Source organism: Brevibacillus sp. B_LB10_24 (assembly GCF_046036945.1).
In the GTDB taxonomy this organism is placed as follows: Bacteria; Bacillota; Bacilli; order Brevibacillales; family Brevibacillaceae; genus Brevibacillus_C.
The window spans coordinates 1-22,222 of the sequence record NZ_JBJQOQ010000010.1; the positions used below are offsets into that span (position 1 = coordinate 1).

Here is a 22,222-nt window from a genome sequence, read left to right on the forward strand (position 1 = left end):
AGAATATACATTTTGTATGTTAATTGGTCAGTCGTAGAAAAAAAACAGCCCACCTCGGCCAGTTCCGGCTGAGATGCGCTGTTTCCAGTAAAAGAAGCATGCATGTTATACGCGCTGTTTTTCTGGGAGCTCGGGTGCTGTCAGCTCCTGATAAGCCGTCTGGAGCAGTTCGGCCATCTCGTCAGCGAAGTAAGCGAGCATCTTCTCCCCTTTTTCCCGGGTCGCCAGAGTCGCGTCGCCGTAGACGCCGCTTTTGCTCATATGGCCGAGCGACATGGTCGATTTGCCGTACAGCGGCGGCTTGTCCGGGTATTCGCGAACCGCTTTGTCCATCTGCACCAGCTCCGGCTGAAGTGCCAGCATCAGTGACGTCTCAAACTCACAGGCGTGGATCATGCCATGCCAAGTTGGAGACTCGCAAACCTGTTTAAACATCTGGTCCATCCCTGGATAAAACAGGTAGATGACAGGCATATCCAATTCGTCCTGCAACTCGCGGGCGGCGTATTTCATCGACGAATTGTTGGCATCATGCCCATTGACCAGAACGAGCAGCTTGACGCCGTATCGCGATACGCTGTGAGCCACGTCTTTGATTACGGCTTCTACATGATCCTGTTGAAGCGAGACGGTGCCGGGAATATCGCGCCATACCCAGGAATACCCAAATGGCATTGTCGGCAGCAGCAGCGCTCCGGTCTTTTCACAGATCTTCCGAGAGAGTCCCTCTGCTAAAAAGATATCGGCACCCAAAGGGAGATGATGACCGTGCTGTTCCGTCGCGCCGAGCGGCAGGACGGCGACAGGAAACTCCTGTACGGCCGCTGCCGCTTCATCCCGCGTCATGTATTTGAGTTCTTTCACTCCCATCTAGAGTCACCTCACTTTTTTAGCGTTTGTACCAGTTTGACATATTCAGCCGCGCTCTTACGGATCGCATCCAAGTGTTCACGGGTCGCACCGCGCGGGACCAGGTCGCTGCCAATCCCAAACGAACTGCAGCCGGCGGCGTAAAATTCCGCCAGGTTTTTCCTGCTGATCCCGCCGACTCCCATCAACTGCAGCCTTGGAAACGGCCCAAACAAGTTTTTTACATAATCGCTGCCGAGCGAGCCTGCCGGGAACAGCTTGACCACTTCGACTCCGTCAGCCAGCGCTTGCATCACCTCGCCGGGTGAATACACCCCGGGGAAAATGTGCACGCCCTTGCCCAGAACGCAGCGGGTCAATTCACGATCCCAGCCAGGCGTGATGATGTACTGTGCCCCGGCTGCGATCGCCTTGTCCGCCTGCTCAGCGGTAGTGACGGTTCCTACGCCAAGCTGCAGCCTGCCTTGAAACTCGGCGGCAAGGGTCCTGATGCAGGCCAGGCCTATCTCCTCTTCACTCAGCGATACCTCCATCCAGGAGATGCCCTCGTCAAGCAAAGTGCGGGCTACGTCAGAGACATCCTCTGGCGCAACGCCGCGGATAATCGCCACGATTTCACCTTTTTGCAAGTTCATCATGCTCCCCCTCAAAATGCCAGCCAGCGGGCTGGATTTTTGATGAAGATCGTGTCAATCTGCTCTTGTGTAATCCCTTCATCGAGCAGTCGGGGGATAAATTTGGTGATGATGTATTTGAATCCGGGACCTCCGCCGTATGCGTGCAGGTAGGATTGCCGGCCCATATCTCCCGAGATCAGCAATTGCTCCAGGAACCCGTTGTCAATCATGTTTTTGATCAAGGCGACACGGGTGCTGTCAGGGTAGTATTTCACTTTGCTTGGTCCGTCGAATTGAACGTATGCGCCTCTCTTGGCCAGTTGCAAATGGTAGTACGGATCAGCGTTGCGGTCGCTGTGACCGACCGCCACTACAGACAAGTTGACACCTTCTTCTTCCAAAATATCCAGCATTTCCATTCCCATGGTACCCGCTTCGGTGTGCAGCCAGATCGGCGCGTTTGTCTCGAGCTGGGCTCGGGCGACTGCGCGCGTCACCTTTTCCTCTAGCGGATGGATCAGCTGCAGCCAGGATCCTGCCTTGAGGAACCCCGCTTTTGCATCGCTGCCGTCCATTCCTACCGTCACGTCGTGAACCAGGCGATCTTTGATCTGGTCGATGCTCTCTTTTTCCACCCAGTCGGGGAAGTAGATATGCTTGTTAAAGCCAGTTGTACCGATGACATGGACACCGGCTGCTTCCGACATGCTTTTTAGTTTATTGCCGTCGCGGCCATAATCCAGTGTAGAGGCGTCAACCAGCGCCTGACCGCCGACCGATTTGAAGTTGAGCAGCTCCTCCAGAGAGGCATCGTAGTTGGTCAGCTCCAGGTCGCGGTCTTTTTGCGACGGCGGCGGACAGCACCACAAGTGCTCGTGCGAATAGGTAAAACCGAGTTCCTCAGGTAAAATGTCACCCCGTACAGTACGAATTTTTTTCATCTCTTACCACTCCTTGTCTTTTTTGCTGTAGGTGAAGATGATGCGGCCCTAACCGTGGTGCTGACCGTACCGGAAAGGGCCGGGAAGCCGCCAGATGTCCTTCTCCTGTTCAGACGCCGAACAACATGCCGATCAATCGCATGAGGATGACGACGATCACGGCATCAGGCGACGCGAACCACAATCCCTGCACGCCGTATTTACCCACGTCGATCAGCGGATACGCCAGTGCGATCAAGAGCGAGAACGTAAAACCGAGGAAAAAACCGCCGACAACCGCTCCTCTTCTGCCGCCAACCGCGTTGCCGAAGACGCCTGCGGCGCCGCCCATGAAGAACAGGCCGATCACAGAAGGGAGCACAACCACCGGCAGCCACTTGGAGATAAATGTAACCAAGAGTCCGCCGACCATCGCCGCCAGAAAGCCGATCGTCACCGCGACCGGTGCGAAGGAGTAGAAAATCGGCACGTCCAGCGCCGGCTTGGCACCGGGAACGATTTTTTCGCCTACCCCTTTAAAGGCAGGAATGATTTCCCCGAGGAACATTCTGACCCCTTGCAGCAGGACCAGCACGCCGGCGACGAACGTCAAGGCATTGATGATGGCAAACAGGAAGGTGTTTTGTCCCTGTGTTATGTCTGCCATTTTCGCCGGGTCGACGAACAGGGCCGTCACTACGTAGACCAGGACCATGACAATCCCCATCAACACGGACATATCCTTCAAGAAATCTAGTGATTTCGGCACTTTCATATCTTCCGAACTCTTCGTCTTGTCACCGAGCAGTCCGCCGACCCAACCGGAGAGGCTGATCCAGGAACTGCCCCAGAAACCGAAGGCGACGCTGTCGTTGCCGGTAACCTTGCGGACGAACCGCTGGGAAATGGCCGGGAACAAAACCATCGAGATCCCTTGCACGACAGAACCGATCACGATTGCCTTTACCCCTGTGACCCCCATCTGGTCGAGTGTAATCGCCATCGTTCCGGCGAAGGAAAACATCATGTGTCCGGTCAGGAAGATGTACTTCCACGGCGTAAATCTAGCCAGCACCAGGTTGATCAGGAAGGAAAAGACCATGATCAATGCTGTTTCCTTGCCAAGAACAACCTGAACGGCTGCGACCAGTGAGTTGTCCTCTGCCACGATCCCGTGGAGTCCAAACGCACTTGTGAACATCGTGCTGAAGGGAACCAGCGCGTTGACGATAATCCCGGATCCCGCTTGCAGGATTAAAAATCCAAACAAGGTTTTCAACGTTCCTTTAATGATGTCTGACGTCGATTTGCGAAGCGCGATCAGCCCGACGGCAGCGATAATCCCCAGGATGAATGCGGGATTGCTCAAAATGGCAGTTATAAAATTCAGCATGTTGGCTATGCCCCCTTGGTATCGGCAATCCGCCTGATCACAGGCATCACTTTCGCTTCAATCTCTTGTTTGTCGAGCAGGTTGTCAATCGCGACTACTTCTACGGTCTCTGCGGACAGCTCAGCGGCAATCTCTCCGGATGCGACCATAAAGTCACAAGTCTTCCCTTTGGCCGAACCCAAATCGACCGCTTCACCGTCAACGGCAAAACCGTGCTTCTGCGCAATCGCCTGCACTTCCATCAGCAGCATCAAACTTGTACCAAAACCCATCCCGCATACCGTTACCACTCTCATCTCTGATCTCCATCCTCTCATCTTCAGGTTTTATTTACTGGATTGCCTGCTGCAGCTCAGAAAATGTCGCTGCCTTCATGATCCCTTGCAGCTTGTTTGCATCGCCAAGGATACCGGCCAAGGCCTGCAGCATGCCGATATGGCCCGTGTTGTCCACTCCGCCGATCGCACACACCAGGCGAACCGGATCATTGGTAGGATGTCCAAAAGCTACCGGCTCCTTTAGCCTGACCAGCGACAGGCACTGCTCCTTCACCCCATGCTCGGGTCGGGCGTGCGGGATTGCGATTCCCGGCGCCAGTACGATGTAGGGGCCAATTTCCCGAAAGCCATTGACCATCGCATCGACATAACCGGCCTCTACCTTGCCTGCTTCAACCAACAGGCTGCCGGCCAGCCGGATTGCCTCCTCGGCCGTTTTTGCTTCAGCATCCAAACGTACAACTTCTTGGCTTAATAGCAGCATCAACATCTGTCCTCTCTAGTCGAAGTCAATCACTTTCTGTTTGGTCCGGCCGGACAAGGAGATCCGGTATTGATAACGGTCGGCCCGGCAGATCATTTCCACCCTCTCCACCGGAGTGCCGTCAGACAGCATGGAGGCGCGGGTGATGTGCAAAACAGCCGAATCCGGCGGAATTTCCAGTTCAAAAGCCTCCAGTTCGGACGCTTCGCGGGCCCTGATCAATTCATCAGCACGTTCGATTTTCAGGCCGTAGGTGGTCTCCAGTTCGCTGTACAGGGATTCGTTCGACAGCCCTCGCTCGAGAAACCCCGGCAAAAACTTGGCTCGCAGGTAATTCATCATGATAGCGATCGGCTCTCCGTCGGCACAGCGAATCCGTTTGACGCAGATCATGCTTTCGTCGGGATCAAGTCCCATCTCGGCTATCATTTTTTTCGAAGGCTGCACTTCTACGATCTGCAAGCCTTTGGTTCCCGGGGTCTTCCCTTTTTGCCTCATCTCCTCGGTCCAACTGGTGATACTCTCCATGTCCTGGGTGATTTTCGGCTTTTGCACAAAGGTTCCCCGGCCTTGCTGCTTGACCACCAGCCCTTCTGCAACCAGGGAATCGATCGCCTTTCTGACCGTCATCCGGCTCACCTGGTAGGTTTTTTCGATTTCCGGTTCGGTCGGGATCATATCTCCCGGTTTCAAATGCTCTTCGATATACTCGCGCAAGCTCTTTTGCAGCTGCACGTACAGCGGTTCATGAGAATCCTTGCTCAACACGGAATATCAACCCCAAAATTCATCATAATGTTATACGATTTGAATTCGCTTTCATATCTAAACATTACATCGTTATAATGAATTTGACAAGGGCTTTTCTTCGGTTTTTTTCTTTCAAATATTAACAGCAGCAGCTGTAAAACTGTACAAATTCGCTGTTTTTACAGCTTTTAAGCCACTTTCCAGCAAGCTCGACCAAAGTGAAGTTTTATAAATTCATTATGATGTATGCATATCATTCGTAAAAAAAAAGCCAGCGGCCTTTTACACCGCTAGCTCTTCAACCGGCTGTATTTTTTTCAACATGTCCCGGAAGGAATCTCCGCTTAACACTTCTTGATCCCACAAGATTTGCAAACTGCCCGTAAACACTTCATCATGTGCCTGAAGCAGCTTTCGCGTCCGCTCGACCAGATCTTCCAGAATGCGGTTTACTTCCTCATGCACCTGTGTTTTGTCGATGTACTGCAGATGGACAATCCCCAGCTCCGACATGCCGCTTTGGACAATCTCCTGCGCCATACTCAACGCTTGTTCAAAGTCGTTCTTGGAACCGGTGCTGCGTCCGCCGAAATAGATCTCTTCCGCAACCGCTCCCCCGAGGCAGACCATAATCTGCTTTTCCAGGGCCTCTTTGGTGTAGAGGTAGCGGTCTTCCATCGGATTTTGCCGGACGTAGCCCAATGCCTGCCCGCGCGGACTGAGTGTCACTTGGGAAACGGAACCGGGCCGGACGCGCTCGCTGACGATGGCGTGCCCCAATTCGTGCAGGGCGACCCGCCGTTTTTCTTCGTCGGAGGCTTCCCGGTCGCTCTTTTCGCCCATCATGACCTTGTCAACAGCCAGCTCAAAATGCTGTCCGCATATCTGCTCCGCACCGTCCCGCATCGCATAGATGGCCGCTTCGTTGGCGACGCTCTCCAACTGCGCTCCGGAGAATCCAAACGTCTCTTGGGCAATCCGCTCCACGTGGACGTCGGAGGCCAGCGGCTTGTTCGCCGTGTGGATCTCGAGGATTTGCATTCGCGCCTTCTTGTCCGGCAGATCCACGGCGATATGGCGGTCGAACCGGCCAGGCCGCAGCAAGGCGGAATCGAGCATATCCTTGCGGTTCGTCGCCGCGATCAACAGGATGCGCGGATTGTCGCTGGTAGTGATCCCGTCCATCTCAGTCAGCAGTTGGTTCAGCGTCTGATCGTACTCCCGCTGCTGCTGTCCATCCCGCTTTCCGCCGATGACGTCAATCTCGTCGATGAAGATAATGCCGTTGTTTTGGCCGTTCTTCTCCGCGAGCTGCTTTACTTCGCGGAACAGTTCCCGCACGCGCTGGGCACCTACACCGACGTACATCTCCACAAATTGCGAGCCGGACGCGGCGACAAATGCGGAGTTGGTATAGTTGGCAGCCGCTTTGGCCATCAGCGTCTTCCCCGTACCGGGGGGACCTGTCAGCAGCACGCCTTTAATCGGCCGGATACCGTACTTTTCCAGGTTATCCTTGTGGATCAAAAAGTCCAACGCTTCTTTTAATTCGCGTTTGGCCCGCTCTTGTCCACCGATATCGGAAAACTGAATGGCCGTTTTCACAACCGCATGTTTTCCCGCCTTGCTTCGCGCTTTGAATCCGCCCATGCCGGCCTGGCGCGAAAAAAAGAACAGAATTCCTGCCAGGATAGCGCCGAATAGCAGGAAGGGGCCGATGTTAATCCCTAAAAACATCAGAAAGATCAATACCGCCGGAACCGCTCCGAAGAGAATCTCCTTAGTCACGGATCGTCACCTCGTTTCCTTGCTGGGATAAGCGCGGCAATACGGTATAATACTGCTTGGAACCGCGCTGCAGGTAGACGTACACATTGGTGTCGTCCATGCTGGAGGCAGCCAGATCCAAGTGGTTTGCGTCTTTCCACTTGTTCAGGATCGCAGGAATTCTGCTGTACTGATGCAAGTCCATTGCCTCCGTGATGTCAAATATTCCGTTCGACCAGATCTGCTTCAATTCCGGGTCCTGGTTCGTCAAGTGAATTTCTACTTGCTTGCCTGCCGAAATAGGCTTGATCGCGGCCAACAGCCGCGCATATTCACTGGCAAACTGGTCCGGTTTTGTTATCGTTAGGTTCAATGCGATACGCTCTTTATCTACGAGTAAATCAGCCAATTTGGCCGAGGTCATCTGATTCACTTCTGTGCGAATTGGCTCTTCAATTGCCGTTTTCTGATAGATAAACCATCCGCCAAACAGGAGAGCAAGCGTAGCAAGCAGCGAAAGCACAACCGGTACTTTACGTACGGACACACGAACTCCCCCTTTTTTCTCATGCTGCATCTCGTCTATCAGGTTCAACGCCTTTCAGTATATCACATTTATATAGCATGGTTCGCATGTAGATGTTGGGATCGAACGACAGGTGCTTGTCTCTTCGCCTGCCGAGCGGCGATAATAGAGTGAAAGAGGCAAACCGGAGCTGCCTAAAAGGGGGATGTGCGAGTGAAAGCGATGTGTGTCAGATACCGTCAATTCGGTGACCCGCAGCATGTCTTGCGGGTAGAGCAAACAGACGTGTTTGGGGCCGGTGACGGGGAGGTCCTGGTGCGGATGAGTGTCCGGCCGATCAACCCGTCCGACCTGATCCCCGTCCGGGGGGCGTATGCCCACCGCATCTCCCTGCCCTCCATCCCTGGATACGAAGGGGTCGGCATTGTGGAAGAAACAGGTCCCGGCGTTCCAAAATGGCTGCTGGGCAGGCGCGTCCTCCCCTTGCGAGGGGAAGGCACGTGGCAAGCGTACGTAAAAACGTCCGCAGAGCTGGCCGTTCCCGTTCCGGATGTGATCGACGATCAGACGGCTGCACAGCTGTACATCAATCCGTTGACGGCATGGCTGACCTGTTCAGAGGTTCTGCGGCTGGGAGCAGATGACGTCTTGCTGATCAACGCCGGCGGTTCTTCACTCAGCCGTATTTTTGCCCAACTCGCAAACGTCCTCGGCTTTCGCTTGATTGCCGTGACCAGAAGCAATGCCTACACGGAAGAGTTGATACGACTTGGCGCTTCAGCCGTCATCCAGGAATCGGCCGCTCCCCTGCGCGATACCGTCATGGAGCTGACGAACGGACGCGGAGCCAGTGCTGCCGTCGATTCTGTCGGGGGGATCTCCGGAGCAGAATTGGCCTGTTGCGTTCGTCCGCAAGGGATTGTGCTCAGCATCGGGCTTTTATCGGGTACACCTGTCGATTGGGGAACCATCGCGCGGCGTGCAAACGTCCGGGTCAAATTGTTTCATTTGCGGCACTGGAACCAACAGGTGTCCGTGCAAACCTGGCACCGGACGTTTCATCGGGTGATTGACCTTGTCTCCAGTCAGAGGGTGAGATTGGGGACGTCCGGCGCCAGCTTCCCTCTGGAGCAGGTAAAGGCCGCCGTCCGCCTGGCCGATTCGCCAGGGGCGCACGGTAAAATTCTCATTGTAGGCGATGGAACAGCCGCTCGTTAAGAAAAGCTTCAATAGGACGCCTTTCTCGGAGAAAGTCGATGTTAAATAAGAAGGCGCCGGTCATGTGCCGGCGCCAGCTTACTCAAGAAACGGTCTTGTATGGGTTAACTGATAGTGGATTGATTCAGCCGATAGGACTTGATCAACTTTCCCGTATGCAGATCGTAGTAGGCGTAGTTGTATAAACCGCCCTGATCAATTACTAAAATTTCCCAAAAACGCAAATATCCGTCTATTCCCGGAACGGCGTGGATAATCTCCCCATTGGGAAAAGCAGACAAGGCGATCTGCTTCACGTCCTCTTCCGCGACCATTCCATCGGTCGAATCCACGATCGTCTCATCCGGTGTCATCCAGGCAACCAGCCCTTTTCCGTCCGCATCTTTTCCCATAACCACAGCATAGGCTTGTTTTCCGCGGTATTCCGCAATCTGGTCAATTTGGGCAATGTGCGTTCGCTGACCGGCCCACTGCCGGGCTTGATCTTCAAACGTGTACTGTTGATTTACGACACTGGAGACAAAAAAGTAAACCGCCGCGGCAATCACGATGAAAAATCCAAATATTGAAATGAGAATGCGGGCTAACACCAAAAAATCTCCTTTTCCTTCCTACAAGAGAAAAATTAATTGATCCTGCTTGCCGCCATTTGGTCCGGAAATTTTCAGGCTTACGACTAGTTGGCGCAGGTGACTCGTTTTCTCATCATACCACATTTGGTAGGTCACGGCTACTTGCTGCAGAAACTGCTGAAATACTTGCTCAGTAGGAAACTGCGGCCCCAGCCAGGTGGACAGCATCGCTTTTACTTCACCTGGCGGCAGGGAAAACTGGTACCCGAGCAAGCCTTCCTTTTTGGCATCCTTCAGCGGAAGCGGCTTTACCTGCTCCAGATGGCTTTTGATGACAGTCATGTGTTCATAAGGCGTATACAGGGAAAATGGCAGGGTCATCGTGCCCTCCTGCTCTTCCCCGTCGATTGCGACCGTGACCTGATCCTCGGTACGCTTTATCTTCAACTGATGACCGTGGATGTCTCCACCCAGCTCGAATGCTGCTCCTTGAAACTGTCCGGCAAGCGACTGCTCTTTGACCCTGACTTGAAAGGGGGTCTCCTCGCCGGAATTCACCTGATCCAGGAGGGCGGCAATTGCAGCCCGATTCGCTCTTTCTTGGCTCCTGCTGTCCATTTCCACACTTGCCTCTTTGACCTGGGGCTTGTCTGTCACTTTGCCAAGCGCCATCCCAAGCAAAAACAAAGCAGCAAACAAAGGCAAAAACCACCATAACCGGCGTGGTCGGATGTACATGGACCTTCCTCCCCGTCCTCTTTGTCCTCCCTTGACATGCTTTCCGAAAGCATATGTCATACGGGAAGGTTTTAGAACGGGACGGAAAAGTTTCTAAACATAGCAGACAAGCCGTCGGTCATACTACAGATACACCCCCAAGGAGGTGAGCGCGTGAAACTGCCTTCCATGACGACATCTCCTGAAACGAAACCCGTGCCCTTGCACTTCTTTCGCGTCTCATGGGCAGATTTGTCATCACCGCTTAGAGCCTTGCCCCACCAAACACCATTGACATGGCGGCACACGCCATTAGAGGAAGTATGGCGAGCCAAAAGATCGAACGTCTAACGCGCAACAAAATATTCCCCTGCCTACACCTACCACTTCACTCCTGTCTCGCCAAGACAGGAGACCTTTTAACGTTTCAGCAATTCAAACATGCGGTTTGCCTCAAAGACGGCCTTCTCTTCGTCGATGGTCAGCAGCTCACGATTCCGCATGAGAAAGGTTCCAGCCACAATACTGTCAGTCACGTCGTGTCCATTTGCGGCGTAGACCACATGGGAAACAGGGTTGGGCGCCGGATGGTAGTGAGCCTGACTGGCGTCGAGCATAATCATGTCGGCCTGTTTGCCAACCTCCAGCGATCCCAGTGCCTCTGGCTGAAACACGCAGGCGGCTCCGTAGCGGGTTGCCATCCGCAGCGCTTCCTCTGCCGGTACCGCAACCGGATTGTACGTTACTCCCTTGTGCAAAATCGCCGCAAGCTTCAATTCCTCGAACAAATTGAGATTGTTGTTGCTCGCAGTGCTGTCCGTCCCCAGGGAAACATCGATCCCCTTGGCCAGCATCTCCGGCACCCGGGCCACGCCGCTGGCTAATTTCAAATTGCTGACGACATTATGTGATACTTTTACATCGTATTTTGCCAAAGTCTCTATCTCTTCATCCGTCAAATGTACGGCGTGAGCCACAAGGGTTGGACGGCGAAATACACCGAGATTTTCCAGGTGGGCAACCGGACGAACGCCGTAATCCTTGACGTTCTGCTCCACTTCAAAACGAGTTTCTGACATGTGGATATGAATGGGGAGGTTTAATTCTTCCGCCCTCTCCACAATTTGCCGTATGTAATCCGGCGGACAGGTATACGGTGCGTGCGGCGCCATCATGGTGGTGATGCGGCCGTCAGCCTGCTGGTGCCATTCGCGGGCAAAAGTTGTCGCTTCTTCCAGCTTTCTTCGTCTCTCTTCCTCTGATGTCAAGCCGATTACTCCCCGGCACAAGCGGGCGCGCATGCCGGAGCTGGCCACGGCTTCGGCCACCTCTCCCATGTGATCGTACATGTCGACAAAGGCAGTCGTACCGCTGCGGATCATCTCGATCAGCGACAGATGGGTTCCCCACTTGACGTGTTCGCCGGTAAACTGCGCTTCCAGCGGCCACATTTTCTCTTCTAGCCACTCCTGCAGCGGCAGATCGTCGGCATACCCGCGCAAGAGCGACATCCCGGCGTGACCGTGTGTGTTAATCAGCCCGGGCAGTACGTATTTGTGCTTGCCGTCAATGACTTCATCATATCCCGACAAATTCTCGGGAGTGGGGCCAACGTAAGTGATCCGGTTTCCTTCAAAAGCTACCGCTCCGTCTATGATGACCTCGTTTTGGTCATTTACCGTGATGACGGTCGCATGCGTAATAATTGTCTTCATCTCGTTCTCCTTATTCGTGTATATAGTAAGCCAGACTCTGCAGACTGGAAGTGACATCCGCATTGTCAATCCGCACGTCTTTTTCCGTGTGAATGGTGATGGGGGCAAAATTGAGAATCCCCTTGATTCCCGCATCGATCAACTGCTCGGCCACATTCTGTGCCGCAGCGGCGGGAACGGTAATGATCGCCAGGCGGATCTCTTTCTCCTGAACGATCTGTTTTAAGGCTTCCATCGGCTGAATGGAAAGCCCGACGATTTTTTTGCCGTGTTTGCGCCGATCCGCGTCAAAGATGGCGACGATGCGCATGTTGTCATGCATATAGGCGTTGTAATTGCTGATGGCATGTCCAAGGTTTCCGGCACCGACGAGGACAACAGGGATTTCCCGATCGATCTTGAGAATTTGTCTGATCTTGTTGATCAGGTAATCGACGTCGTAGCCGATTCCCTTTTTGCCGAAATCTCCGAAGGCGGCAAGGTCTTTGCGGATTTGTGCCGGATTGACATCCAGGGTTTCGCCCATCTGCTGCGAGGAGACAGTCTTTACCTTCATCTGCTGCAGATGTGTCAGATAACGCAGATAGACAGGCAAACGGCGAACAACGGCTTCAGAGATCTTGAAGGCTTTCACGCTTTAGCCCCCCTTCGGTTTTTTCTCTACTTCAATTACTTTGTATTCTCTGCCGTTGGATAAAACCGTTATGGTTCCTCTTTGACTGGTCACGTACGTCTCTGCCCAAGACTCGCCTAAACGCTCCATGATCTCTGCCTGCCCCGGCTTCAGCTGGTCAAATGGTTTGCCTGTCTGAATGACTGCCACCTGGGCGTCTACTTTGGTCAAAAACGGCTGAGTAGACGCCTGGTTGCTGCCTTGAGCAGCCACCTTCAGCACTTCCGCAGGCAAAAACTGCGGATACCGTTCCAGCAACCGCTCTTCCGCCTTTTCTCCGACCCCGCTGGTAAAGAGGTAATGCAGTTTATCCTGCCTCAGTGAAAAGACGATCGAGTTGTCCTGGGGCGACAGAAACAGCGGCTCACTCGGGTTTAGCACGGTGAGGACGACGCTCTCATCCAGTGTATACTGATCACCGGCCGACAGCAGCACCAGCTTTTTGTCCGGTTGGATCGGCACGGTCTGCAGGACAGTCGCATAGGTCAGCTTGGGCAGCAGCACAGAATCGATCTGCATCGTCTTTGCCAGTTCAGCATATCCGCCGGCCTGCGCCGGCTGGTCGTTGGTCAACATCACATAATCGATTTTGGTCACCCGGCGTTCCTCCAGCAAGGAGCGCAGCACCTCGGCATCCTCGGCGCTTCCCGTGTCAACCAGCAGCTTTTTGCCGCCCGGCAAGCGGATCAGCGTACTTTCCCCTTCCGGCAATGAAAAAAAGGTGACGACCATCCCGGAGAAGTTCCGTTCATTTTCGGCAGAGAAGGGATCATCCACTTTTACCGCCTTTTTCAGATGGCTGCCGATCGAGCAGCTCGACAGGACAAGGACGACAAACAGCATGAGAACGAGCGGTTTCGGCGTACTTTTCCGCATAATATTGTACCACCTTATTCCTCATCAGACTATTGATTCATTTTATGAATCCGAATGAGGATGCATGCTGTACAGAAACGGATGAACCAGTTCGCGAAGCTGTGTCCATTTCCCCGTCTCGATGCGAAAAGGCGGTAAGGATTGCAGAAAAGCCCGGCCGTATCGGGATTCGACGATGCGGGCGTCAAATACCGCGACGACGCCCCTGTCTGACTGTTGGCGAATCAGGCGGCCCACCCCTTGTTTAAAGCGAATCACGGCATGGGGCAGTGACAGCGTCATAAATGGATTTTTCTGCTCGGCCTTGGCTTTTTCATACCGCCCTTCCAGGAGCGGCAGATTCGGCGGTTGAAACGGCAGCCGCACGATGACCAGGCAGCTGAGCGCTTCACCAGGAATATCTACACCTTCCCAAAAGCTGCTGGTTCCGAGCAGGACAGCTTTTGGCTCGCGCTGAAACATTCTGACCAGCTTGCTTCGGTTTCCGCTGTCGATGCCGTGGCCGAGCAATCGGTAATTCTCGTCAGCCAACTGCTCCTTTAATCCGTCGTAGACCTGCCTAAGCATGGCGTAGGAGGTAAACAGGATCAAGGTGCGTCCTTGGGCCGCCCGGATCAGGTCGGCGCACCCTTGAACCACCGCTTCCAGATAGGCCCCCTCGGTCTCTTTGCCGAGGCTGGGAAAATCGTTTGGAATGAGGATCAAGCCCTGCTGTTCATAATCGAACGGCGAGGGAAGACTCAACGTGCGAACCCGCTCATCCGGGAGGCGGTTCAGACCATAGCGCTCGATGATGTGCGCAAAGCTGTTTTTGACGGTTAGTGTGGCAGAGGTAAGCGTAATGCTCCGCCTGTCGGCAAACAGCTGCTCGGCCAGAGGCCCGGAAACATCCAGTGGAGCGGCATACAGGTAGAGCTGTTTGCGGGTGGTGCGAATCTCCACTTCCGCCCAACAGACGTATTCCGGCTGCTCTGACAAAAACAGGAAATGCAAAACACCCATCCGCTGCTGCAGGTCGTCGAGAATTCCTTCCAGGTTGGTCACCAGGCTGCGCACCGCAAACGGCGGCCGCTCTGACTCCCCCTTCGCCAACCCCAGCATGTGCTCGGCAGCCCCTGCCAGCTGGCCAAGCTGTTCAATCATCTCCTTTGCTTTACCGACGATGCGCTGCTGGCGTCCGGAAAAGTCACTGGCGCGAAACCGCACTGTCGCCCTGCCCGTCTCAGTTGTATCCTTGGCGTGTTTTACCGCCCAGTCGGTAAAGGAGCGGACCCATTGATGAAACCCCTCCCGGGCGGCGAGCTGACGTTCCGCCAAGTCAGCCAATCCGGCCGCTGCCCGCTCCTGCAGCTCTGGCTGCCAACTTTCTAGTTCGTCGGCCAATCGCTGCGGCACTCCCTGTTCCTGATCGACTGCCAAGCGATCCAACAGGTTGGACAGTCCGGCGGAGGAAAACTGTACGCCAAATTGCTGGCTGGCTACGTCCTCCAATTGATGGGCCTCGTCGATCACCGCCACCTCGTAACGGGGCAGGATGCGGCTGTCGGCCTGCAGGTCGGAGAGCAGCAGGGCATGATTGACGATCAGCACATCGGCTCCTTTGGCCATCTCTTTCGCTTGAAAGTAATAGCAGCGGGTAAACCACGGACAGTTCCGATGCAGACAGGAGTTGACATCGCTCTTCACCTGCTGCCACAGCAGTCCTCCTGCAGGAGGCAAGCTTACCTCCTCCACGTCGCCTGTCTCGGTCTGGGTCAGCCAGGTGACCAACTGCGCTTTGGTCAGCCGAAGTTCGTGGCTAGCGCCCTCCCCCGTCTCTTCCAGGCTTTGCTCAAACTTGCGCAGGCACAGATAGTTGCCGCGTCCCTTTAATCTGGCCGCTGTAAACGAAAAGGGCAAAGCAGCCTGCAGCATCGGGATGTCCTTGTGAAATAGCTGATCCTGCAGGTGAACCGTATGGGTACTGACGACTGCCTGCTGCTGATGCCACTTGGACCACAAGAGGGTCGGAAGCAGATAGCCGAGCGATTTTCCCGTCCCCGTTCCGGCTTCGACAAGCAGATGGGCCCCGTCGTTCATCGCCGCATACACCGCCCGGATCATCGCTTCCTGGGCTTCACGCCGCTGGTACCGTTCGCTTGTCAGCGCCAAGGTTCCTCGCTCTCCGATGACGCCTTCTAAAAAAACGTCTAACTCAGCCGGATAGACCGGCTCTTGGGCCGTTTGCAGAAGGGCTTCCGGTTGGCGGATGCGAAGCGCCAGCCCGCGATACACATCCCAGTTTTCCTCGTCTGGGGACGCCGCTCCCTGCTCCTTTGCGAAGGAGACTTGCATCAGCTTCTCCATTTCCATATGGCTTAACAGGACGCTGATGTCAGAGCGAAAAGACGCAACCAAGAGCTGCAGCCGCTGCAGCGTAATCAACGGCAGTCCGCCCAAAATCTCAAGCAGTTTGAGCAGCAGGTTGGCAGTAGCCATCGCATCGCTGTCCGCTTGGTGGGGATTTTCATGTTCAATCTCCAAATCGTCGGCCAGCTCTGCCAAGCGGTAACTGCCCTGCATCGGCAGCAAAAAGCGGGACAGCTCTACCGTATCCAGGACGTATCCATCGAATGTATAATAGCCCTGGCTGTGCAGGGCTTCTTGTAAAAAGAGCAAATCAAACGAGGCATTATGTGCGACAAAAGTCCGGCCATCAAGCATGCGCAAGAGGTCGGGAAGCACTTCCTCGATGGTCGGAGCATCCGCGACCATTTCGTCCGAAATCCCTGTTAGAGACGTAATAAAGGGGGGAATCGGCTGGCCGGGATTGACCAGGGTAGAGTAGCTCTCCGTAATCTCCCCGTCATCAACGGTGACAGCGCCAATCTGGATGATGCTGTCACCTTGGCGGGGGTGGCTTCCCGTAGTTTCAAAATCAACAACAATAAATCGGTTCAAACTGACTTCACCTCAAAATGACGACTGTCCCTAGATTTCGGCAAAAACGGCTGAAATCCTGCTTGCCTTACGTCAGATGGGAAGTGATTCCTCCGCCAACTGCCCGCTTTCCAGCCCTAATTTGTCTGCACACAATTTCAGGAACAGCGGTACCTCGCGGATGAGGCTGGGATCGCCGTCGACGTGCCGGAAATACTCTCTGGCGAGCAGCCAGTCTTCTTGCAGCATGGCCAATCTGCCCAGGTGGTAGTATCCGAGCGAACGCAAATAGGCGTCATCCTCCAGCAGAAAAGACTCAGCCACCCGCTTCGCTTCCGCGTAATCGCCCTGAGCGCTGTAGACCGTGATCAGTCCCGACTGGGCCAGCCGGTGATCACGCTGACGCGAAAGGATAAAGCGAAAGGTTTTCAGTGCGTCTTCCTGCTGGCCGGAAAACAACTGCATCCAGCCGTACGAAAAGGTAAAGTCCAGGTTGTCGGGAGCCAAGCTGATCGCTTTTTTCATCAGGGGAAAGCCTTTCTCATTCCCGCTGATCTGCCAGATCGTCCAGGCCAATCCGTGCCACGTCCAGCCTTCGCCGGGCAGCTGTTCCGTCAGATAGCGATAACAGACCTGTGCCCGGTGGACCTGCCCGCGCGCCTCGTAAACGGCCGCCAGTTCACGCAGCGTAGTCGGCTTCAGGTGGCGGTTTGGCATCCTCATGGGCACGGGCGGCACCCGCTCTTTCATCCCGTCCATGGAGGCCAGGGCTTCGGCTGCCCGCAGCCAGACAATCTGCGCCTCCCAGTCATCTTCTGACCGTTGCAGATACTGTTCAATGCTGTCCAACGCCTCTTCTGCCGCCCCGTCGTGAAGCTGGCATAAGGCCAGGTTGAACAGAGCCTCCAAGTAATGCGGATATGCCTCAAGCGCCGCCGTAAACGCTTGGTTTGCCTCGAGAAAGCGAGCTTCCTCGGCAAAGATGCACCCCAGTGCATTAAAGCTGATTGCCGTGATTTTTGGCGAACTGGCGGTCCGGCTCAGCAGCCGAAACTCTTTGGTTGCCGCTTCTTTTTCCTCGCTGAAAAAGAGACTGTAGGCGTAGTACAATCTTCCGTACTCCCAATCAGGCGAATGCTGAACAAGTTCGGAAAAGCAGCGCTTGGCGTCGTGAAACAGGCGCAGGTGATAAAACCCTTCCCCTTTGCGAAACAGCAAGCCTTGCTCCGTCCGCGCCTCCTCTTTCTCTTCCGCCGTTTTTTCTTGCTTCGCGGCTGGCTGACCGCCTTGGCCAGTGTCGCCGAGCACTGCCTGTTTGACCGCATCAAACGCCTTGTCATCTGCCTGTACAGGCTGTCCTTGCTGTTCCTTAATCTCTTTGATCACCCGTGACAGCTGCTCCTCAAAATGCAGCCACAACTCTACAAATTGATCACTCGCCTCGCGTAGCTCAAACAGCTGTTTGGCTAAAGCCATCCTTTTCGGCTCATCTGCCGCCGGCCACTCGCGCTCTACTGTCTGCAGGCGGGCGATAAGTGAATCAAACCACTGACTAATCGACAAAAAAAGCCACCTCCTTGTGAGGTAGTTGCTAGTTTCATTGTCTCACAAGAGGAGTGGCTCTATTCAGTCTGATCGCTGGTGCGATGCTATCAGCGTCGTTTAGATAACGGTGATAACGTTGTCGATCAATCTGGTCCGCCCGAACCGAACGGCGACAGCGATGCAGATCCGCTGTCCGGGCCGCAGTTCTTCGGCGGGCGACAGGCTCGGGTAATTGACCACTTCTACGTAGTCTATTTCGGCGAGCGGCTGCCCGTTGATCATCTCGATGACCAGATCACGCACATCCGCCACCGACGCTCCCCCGTCGCGAAGCATTTGCTGTGCGGCCTGCAGACTGCGGTACAACACCGTCGCCTGGCTGCGTTCTTCCTGATTTAAATAGACATTTCGGGAGCTTAGTGCCAATCCGTCTGCCTCTCTGATGATTGGGCAGCCGACTACCGTGATCGGCATCGACAGGTCGAACACCATCTGTTCAATCACGGCAAGCTGCTGGGCATCCTTCTGCCCGAAAAACGCCTTGTCGGGCCAAACGAGATGAAACAGTTTGCTTACGACCGTAGCCACCCCGTCAAAATGTCCCGGCCGATTTCGTCCGCATAACGGTTCCGAGACTTGTCCGACGGAGACTTTGGTCAGGATCGGCCGGGGATACATCTCTTCTACTGAAGGGGTGAACAGGAAATCGACACCGGCTAATTCTGCCAGCTGGCTGTCACGAGCCAGATCTCGCGGGTAACGCTCGAAATCCTCGTTTGGCCCAAACTGCAGCGGATTGACAAAGATGCTCATGACGACCGTGTCGCATGCCTCCCGCGCCGCCTCGACCAAACTGAGATGCCCGGCATGCAGGTACCCCATCGTCGGCACCAGCCCGATGCTCTTTCCCTCCCGCCGGATCAATTGCAGTTCCCGTCTCAGTTCTGGTATCGTCTTGATCTGTTTCATTCTTTGGCTCCCTCTCCATACAATTTTGCCACGGTTTCTTCAGAGGCGGTAAAGACGTGATCGGCTGTCGGGAATTCCCTGCTCTTTACTTCGGATACATAACGCTCCACCCCGTCTTTGATCAACCGGCCGATATCCACGTATTTTTTTACAAATTTTGGTTGTATTTCCGAGGCGTAGGAGACGACATCATGAAACACCAGCACCTGTCCGTCGCAGCCCGCTCCGGCCCCGATACCGATCGTGGGGATTCCGATGCTCTCCGAGATCTTTGCCGCCACCTCTTCCGGCACGCACTCCAGCACGATCGCAAAAGCGCCCGCGGCTTCCAGAGCTTTGGCGTCCTCGAGCAGCTTTGTCGCAGCCGCGATGTTTTTTCCCTGCACCTTGTAGCCGCCCAACTGATGGACCGACTGCGGCGTCAGTCCGATGTGTCCCATGACCGGGATCCCTGCCTGGACGCAGCGAGTCACCAGCGGCGCAAGCTCGCTTCCGCCTTCGATTTTGACCGCCTTGGCGAGCCCCTCCTGCATGAGTCTGCCGGCATTCTTGACGCCTTCCTCGACCGTGCCGTGGTAGCTCATAAACGGCATGTCAGCGACGACAAAAGTCCGTTTTACGGCCCGGGTAACCGCCTTGGTATGATGGATCATGTCAGCCATCGTAACCGGAATCGTCGAATCGTATCCCAGTACGACCATACCAAGCGAATCTCCCACAAGGATCATATCCGCGCCGGCTTCTTCAACCAGCTTGGCCGTTGGATAATCGTATGCAGTAATCATCGCGATCGGTTGCTTTTCCTGCTTTTGTTTACGCAGCCAGGCGGTCGTCACCGGCGCTTTTCTTTCAGTCATTTCATTATCCCCCGTTTCCTATCCGTTCCATGAGCCACGGCCAAAACAAAGAAAAACCCTCCCGAAAGAAGCGAGAAGGCTGTCCATGCCAAATACATGTACCAGGTACATTTGTCCTTCTGTCTCGGTCCTTGCGGCTCTGAGCAGATACCCTATTAAAAATGTGGTCGTGCAAGTAAATTGTGCGCCAAGTGCCGTTTGATTTCTCAATACGACCATGGCTTCTCCCAGTATACCAAAAATGCCTGAACATTTGTACGTCTATTCTACATCGGCCGAATAAACTTTGTGCTGCTTCCCCTCTGCATCCTCGACGATCAGCACACCGTCCGTGCCCAGACCAATCGCCTTTCCCTGGATCGTATAGTGGGGGGTGCGAACCGTCACAACGCGGCCGAGCGACATCGAATACGCTTCCCACTCCGCTTTGACCTGGGCGAAGCCTTCAGCCAGATACTGATCGTAGATCCGCTCAAACTGCTGGCAAAAAACCTGGATCAACGCAGCCCGCCTGAAGCTGATTCCCGTCTCGATGCGAAGCGAGGTGGCGATTTCGGTCAATTCCGGCGGAATATCCTGCGGCTGGGTGTTGACGTTCAGCCCGATTCCGATCACCAGGTAGTTGATCCGATCCGCTTCTGCATTCATCTCGGTTAAAATCCCGCAGACTTTTTTTCCACCCACAAAAATATCATTGGGCCACTTGATTTGCGGCTTGATGCCTGCCTCCAGCTCAATTGCTTTCGCCATCGCAACCGCGGTCAACAACGTCATCTGCGGCGCCCGCGGCAGGGGAATGTCCGGGCGGATGATCAGGCTCATCCAGATACCCGCCCCTTTAGGCGAATGCCAGGGACGCCCAAGCCGCCCCCTTCCGCCCTCTTGCCGGTCAGCGACGACCAGTGTCCCCTCAGCCGCGCCGCTGTTTGCTGTCTCATGGGCGATGATTTGGGTAGAGCGGACAGTTTCAAAGGTGATGACAGACTGTCCGATTCGCTCTGTCTTCATCCCTGTGAGAATCTCCTCCATCGAGACGCTGTCGGGAGAGGAGACCAGGCGGTAGCCGGATTTGCGCACGGCTTCGAACTGGTACCCCTCCTGCCGAAGCTCTTCGATATGCTTCCAGACCGCCGTCCGGGTGCATTGGCAAATCTGGCTGAGGTGTTCTCCGGATATAAACTGTCCAGGCTGGTCTCTAAACGCCTTTAATATCTCCTGCTTGATCTTCATCTGCCTCTACCTCTTTCTTTGCCGCTTCAATCAACGCCTGGTAGGTGTTGGGCAAACCGCGCAGCGCCGTCTGTTCATACAGCGACTGCAGCACCCGTCCAATCCAACTGCCAGGCTCCCGTCCGAGCGCCCGCTGCAGTTCGCTTCCGGTCACGGCCAATTCGCCAAGCGACTTGACGGGCATGCTCTCGTACGTCTCGATCAGTGTCCGTGTCGACTCCCGGTCATTTTGGCGGGACCAGATCGCTTGCAGCAGCATATCTACCTGCATACAGAAGTCCCAGCCATAGCGGAGCAGAAGCTTCCCCCAGTCAATCGGACGGGGCTGATCCCAGGCAGGGGACAGCTCATGCAAAATGGACACAAATGCTTTGATCGTCTCCCGCTCCCGTTTGGACATCCGCAGGGAAGCCGCTGCTTGCCGTGCCGATTCATCCGTTTGGCCGGCCGCATAGAACAACAGGCTCCATTTTTGCAAAAAAGAACCAAGCCGGGGCAAGCGCCACGCATCCTCTCTCCCGCAGTGAAAGACTTCGGCGATTCGGGGCAAACTACCTAACAAATTCGTCTCGTCAAGCAAGCGGCATCCCTCGTCCGGAAAGCTGCTGTCGACCAGTTTCGTCAGCTCGTCGCGGATGCGCTCGACGGCGATACTCTTCAGCAGCGGAGCGTGTTTACCCAATGCCTGGTACGTACTGGCTTCAATCTGAAAACCCAGCGCGGCAGCAAAGCGGACAGCCCGCACCAACCTTAGGGCGTCCTCCTGAAAGCGCGTATCGGCATCTCCGACTGCCCGAATCACTCGATCGCGCAAGTCACGGCGTCCGTCAAACGGGTCGACGATCCGGCCCTTCAGGTCCATCGCCATCGCATTGATGGTAAAATCGCGGCGAGCCAAATCCTGACGGATATCGGTTACGAAAGCAACCTCGCTCGGCCTGCGGTAATCGTCATACTTTCCTTCTGTTCGGTACGTCGTCACCTCAAAAATATCGGAACCTTCCATGACGGAAATGGTTCCATGCTGCAAACCCGTCGGATAATGCCGGGGAAAAAGCTGCATGATGTCGCTCGGATGGGCATTCGTACATATATCTATGTCATGTACGGTTCTGCCCAAAAGCCAATCGCGGACACAGCCGCCGACGAAGAAAGCCTCGAAACCCGCGTCCTCCAGCCGGCGCAGCACCTGCATAGCCTGTTCTTTTATCATGACACTCATCCCCTTTTCACCGTCTGCTTATCCAGAAACAAACATCAGGAGGCATCTCGACATGGATAAAATTGTCATCGGCTTGTTGATTTTCATCTCCAAAATGGTGCAGG

21 protein-coding genes are annotated in these 22,222 nt (G+C 54.7%); 1 reads left to right on the top strand and 20 read right to left on the bottom strand.

The features are described from left to right. Nucleotides 1-105 precede the first annotated feature (105 nt). The 9 genes from ACI7RC_RS11265 to ACI7RC_RS11305 all read right to left on the bottom strand — a co-directional run bounded on the left by ACI7RC_RS11265 (nucleotide 106) and on the right by ACI7RC_RS11305 (nucleotide 7,626). Entirely contained in the window at nucleotides 106-870 is a 765-nt protein-coding gene (locus tag ACI7RC_RS11265; RefSeq protein WP_408108340.1) for a creatininase family protein, read from the bottom strand. Nucleotides 871-881: 11 nt separating this feature from the next. Beyond that, entirely contained in the window at nucleotides 882-1,505 is a 624-nt protein-coding gene (locus tag ACI7RC_RS11270) for a bifunctional 4-hydroxy-2-oxoglutarate aldolase/2-dehydro-3-deoxy-phosphogluconate aldolase (RefSeq protein ID WP_408108341.1), read from the bottom strand. An 11-nt stretch (nucleotides 1,506-1,516) separates the two neighbouring features. After that, nucleotides 1,517-2,428: a phosphotriesterase family protein gene (locus ACI7RC_RS11275; RefSeq protein ID WP_408108342.1), complete on the bottom strand. Its 912-nt coding sequence runs from the start codon at nucleotides 2,426-2,428 to the stop codon at nucleotides 1,517-1,519. A 109-nt stretch (nucleotides 2,429-2,537) separates the two neighbouring features. Continuing rightward, the gene (gene ulaA / locus ACI7RC_RS11280; protein WP_408108343.1) at nucleotides 2,538-3,800 is read right to left on the bottom strand and encodes a PTS ascorbate transporter subunit IIC; all 1,263 of its coding nucleotides are present in this window, start codon (nucleotides 3,798-3,800) and stop codon (nucleotides 2,538-2,540) included. Nucleotides 3,801-3,805: 5 nt separating this feature from the next. After that, nucleotides 3,806-4,096 (bottom strand): PTS sugar transporter subunit IIB, encoded by a 291-nt coding sequence (locus ACI7RC_RS11285; RefSeq protein ID WP_408108344.1) that lies wholly within the window; start codon nucleotides 4,094-4,096, stop codon nucleotides 3,806-3,808. 34 nt (nucleotides 4,097-4,130) lie between these two features. Further along, a complete protein-coding gene (locus tag ACI7RC_RS11290; protein WP_408108491.1) occupies nucleotides 4,131-4,562 on the bottom strand; it encodes a PTS sugar transporter subunit IIA in 432 nt (143 codons plus the stop codon). Nucleotides 4,563-4,577: 15 nt separating this feature from the next. Beyond that, nucleotides 4,578-5,330 carry a GntR family transcriptional regulator gene (locus ACI7RC_RS11295; protein WP_408108345.1) on the bottom strand — a complete coding sequence of 251 codons (753 nt, stop codon included), beginning with the start codon at nucleotides 5,328-5,330 and terminating at the stop codon, nucleotides 4,578-4,580. Nucleotides 5,331-5,594: 264 nt separating this feature from the next. Beyond that, nucleotides 5,595-7,100, bottom strand: a complete 1,506-nt coding sequence (locus ACI7RC_RS11300) for an AAA family ATPase (protein WP_408108346.1) — start codon at nucleotides 7,098-7,100, stop codon at nucleotides 5,595-5,597. Further along, the gene (locus ACI7RC_RS11305; protein WP_408108347.1) at nucleotides 7,093-7,626 is read right to left on the bottom strand and encodes a hypothetical protein; all 534 of its coding nucleotides are present in this window, start codon (nucleotides 7,624-7,626) and stop codon (nucleotides 7,093-7,095) included. Before ACI7RC_RS11305 ends, ACI7RC_RS11300 begins: the two co-directional genes overlap by 8 nt. Nucleotides 7,627-7,818: 192 nt before the next feature. Between ACI7RC_RS11305 and ACI7RC_RS11310 the strand changes: the two genes are divergently transcribed. Continuing rightward, on the top strand, nucleotides 7,819-8,823 hold the full coding sequence (locus tag ACI7RC_RS11310; RefSeq protein WP_408108348.1) for a zinc-dependent alcohol dehydrogenase family protein: 1,005 nt from the start codon (nucleotides 7,819-7,821) through the stop codon (nucleotides 8,821-8,823). Between the two features lie 104 nt (nucleotides 8,824-8,927). Here the strand turns inward: ACI7RC_RS11310 and ACI7RC_RS11315 are convergent, their stop codons facing one another. The 11 genes from ACI7RC_RS11315 to ACI7RC_RS11365 all read right to left on the bottom strand — a co-directional run bounded on the left by ACI7RC_RS11315 (nucleotide 8,928) and on the right by ACI7RC_RS11365 (nucleotide 22,109). Further along, a complete protein-coding gene (locus ACI7RC_RS11315) occupies nucleotides 8,928-9,413 on the bottom strand; it encodes a cell wall elongation regulator TseB-like domain-containing protein (RefSeq protein ID WP_408108349.1) in 486 nt (161 codons plus the stop codon). Nucleotides 9,414-9,434: 21 nt separating this feature from the next. Beyond that, the gene (locus tag ACI7RC_RS11320) at nucleotides 9,435-10,133 is read right to left on the bottom strand and encodes a hypothetical protein (RefSeq protein WP_408108350.1); all 699 of its coding nucleotides are present in this window, start codon (nucleotides 10,131-10,133) and stop codon (nucleotides 9,435-9,437) included. A 398-nt stretch (nucleotides 10,134-10,531) separates the two neighbouring features. Beyond that, a complete protein-coding gene (locus tag ACI7RC_RS11325) occupies nucleotides 10,532-11,827 on the bottom strand; it encodes an amidohydrolase (protein WP_408108351.1) in 1,296 nt (431 codons plus the stop codon). A gap of 10 nt (nucleotides 11,828-11,837) precedes the next feature. Beyond that, nucleotides 11,838-12,461, bottom strand: coding sequence for a redox-sensing transcriptional repressor Rex (locus ACI7RC_RS11330; protein WP_408108352.1), 624 nt, complete (start codon nucleotides 12,459-12,461; stop codon nucleotides 11,838-11,840). Between the two features lie 3 nt (nucleotides 12,462-12,464). Further along, a complete protein-coding gene (locus tag ACI7RC_RS11335) occupies nucleotides 12,465-13,376 on the bottom strand; it encodes a ComEC/Rec2 family competence protein (RefSeq protein ID WP_408108353.1) in 912 nt (303 codons plus the stop codon). Nucleotides 13,377-13,418: 42 nt separating this feature from the next. Further along, on the bottom strand, nucleotides 13,419-16,316 hold the full coding sequence (gene dinG, locus ACI7RC_RS11340; protein WP_408108354.1) for an ATP-dependent DNA helicase DinG: 2,898 nt from the start codon (nucleotides 16,314-16,316) through the stop codon (nucleotides 13,419-13,421). Nucleotides 16,317-16,388: 72 nt separating this feature from the next. Then, nucleotides 16,389-17,858 (bottom strand): tetratricopeptide repeat protein, encoded by a 1,470-nt coding sequence (locus tag ACI7RC_RS11345; protein ID WP_408108355.1) that lies wholly within the window; start codon nucleotides 17,856-17,858, stop codon nucleotides 16,389-16,391. Nucleotides 17,859-17,957: 99 nt separating this feature from the next. Continuing rightward, nucleotides 17,958-18,809, bottom strand: a complete 852-nt coding sequence (gene panC / locus ACI7RC_RS11350; RefSeq protein WP_408108356.1) for a pantoate--beta-alanine ligase — start codon at nucleotides 18,807-18,809, stop codon at nucleotides 17,958-17,960. Next, a complete protein-coding gene (gene panB / locus ACI7RC_RS11355) occupies nucleotides 18,806-19,666 on the bottom strand; it encodes a 3-methyl-2-oxobutanoate hydroxymethyltransferase (protein ID WP_408108357.1) in 861 nt (286 codons plus the stop codon). The genes panC and panB overlap by 4 nt, the downstream gene beginning before the upstream one ends. A 261-nt stretch (nucleotides 19,667-19,927) precedes the next feature. Further along, nucleotides 19,928-20,896 carry a biotin--[acetyl-CoA-carboxylase] ligase gene (locus tag ACI7RC_RS11360; RefSeq protein WP_408108358.1) on the bottom strand — a complete coding sequence of 323 codons (969 nt, stop codon included), beginning with the start codon at nucleotides 20,894-20,896 and terminating at the stop codon, nucleotides 19,928-19,930. Beyond that, nucleotides 20,862-22,109 carry a CCA tRNA nucleotidyltransferase gene (locus tag ACI7RC_RS11365; protein ID WP_408108359.1) on the bottom strand — a complete coding sequence of 416 codons (1,248 nt, stop codon included), beginning with the start codon at nucleotides 22,107-22,109 and terminating at the stop codon, nucleotides 20,862-20,864. Before ACI7RC_RS11365 ends, ACI7RC_RS11360 begins: the two co-directional genes overlap by 35 nt. Nucleotides 22,110-22,222 lie beyond the last annotated feature (113 nt).

Coding starts and splice junctions, on each gene's coding strand:
- ACI7RC_RS11265 (WP_408108340.1), bottom strand. CDS start 870: ATGGGAGTGAAAGAACTCAAATACATGACGCGGGATGAAGCGGCAGCG.
- panC (WP_408108356.1), bottom strand. CDS start 18,809: ATGAAACAGATCAAGACGATACCAGAACTGAGACGGGAACTGCAATTG.
- ACI7RC_RS11365 (WP_408108359.1), bottom strand. CDS start 22,109: ATGATAAAAGAACAGGCTATGCAGGTGCTGCGCCGGCTGGAGGACGCG.
- panB (WP_408108357.1), bottom strand. CDS start 19,666: ATGACTGAAAGAAAAGCGCCGGTGACGACCGCCTGGCTGCGTAAACAA.
- ACI7RC_RS11360 (WP_408108358.1), bottom strand. CDS start 20,896: ATGAAGATCAAGCAGGAGATATTAAAGGCGTTTAGAGACCAGCCTGGA.
- ACI7RC_RS11335 (WP_408108353.1), bottom strand. CDS start 13,376: ATGCGGAAAAGTACGCCGAAACCGCTCGTTCTCATGCTGTTTGTCGTC.
- ulaA (WP_408108343.1), bottom strand. CDS start 3,800: ATGCTGAATTTTATAACTGCCATTTTGAGCAATCCCGCATTCATCCTG.
- ACI7RC_RS11325 (WP_408108351.1), bottom strand. CDS start 11,827: ATGAAGACAATTATTACGCATGCGACCGTCATCACGGTAAATGACCAA.
- ACI7RC_RS11285 (WP_408108344.1), bottom strand. CDS start 4,096: ATGAGAGTGGTAACGGTATGCGGGATGGGTTTTGGTACAAGTTTGATG.
- ACI7RC_RS11270 (WP_408108341.1), bottom strand. CDS start 1,505: ATGAACTTGCAAAAAGGTGAAATCGTGGCGATTATCCGCGGCGTTGCG.
- ACI7RC_RS11290 (WP_408108491.1), bottom strand. CDS start 4,562: ATGCTGCTATTAAGCCAAGAAGTTGTACGTTTGGATGCTGAAGCAAAA.
- ACI7RC_RS11275 (WP_408108342.1), bottom strand. CDS start 2,428: ATGAAAAAAATTCGTACTGTACGGGGTGACATTTTACCTGAGGAACTC.
- ACI7RC_RS11320 (WP_408108350.1), bottom strand. CDS start 10,133: ATGTACATCCGACCACGCCGGTTATGGTGGTTTTTGCCTTTGTTTGCT.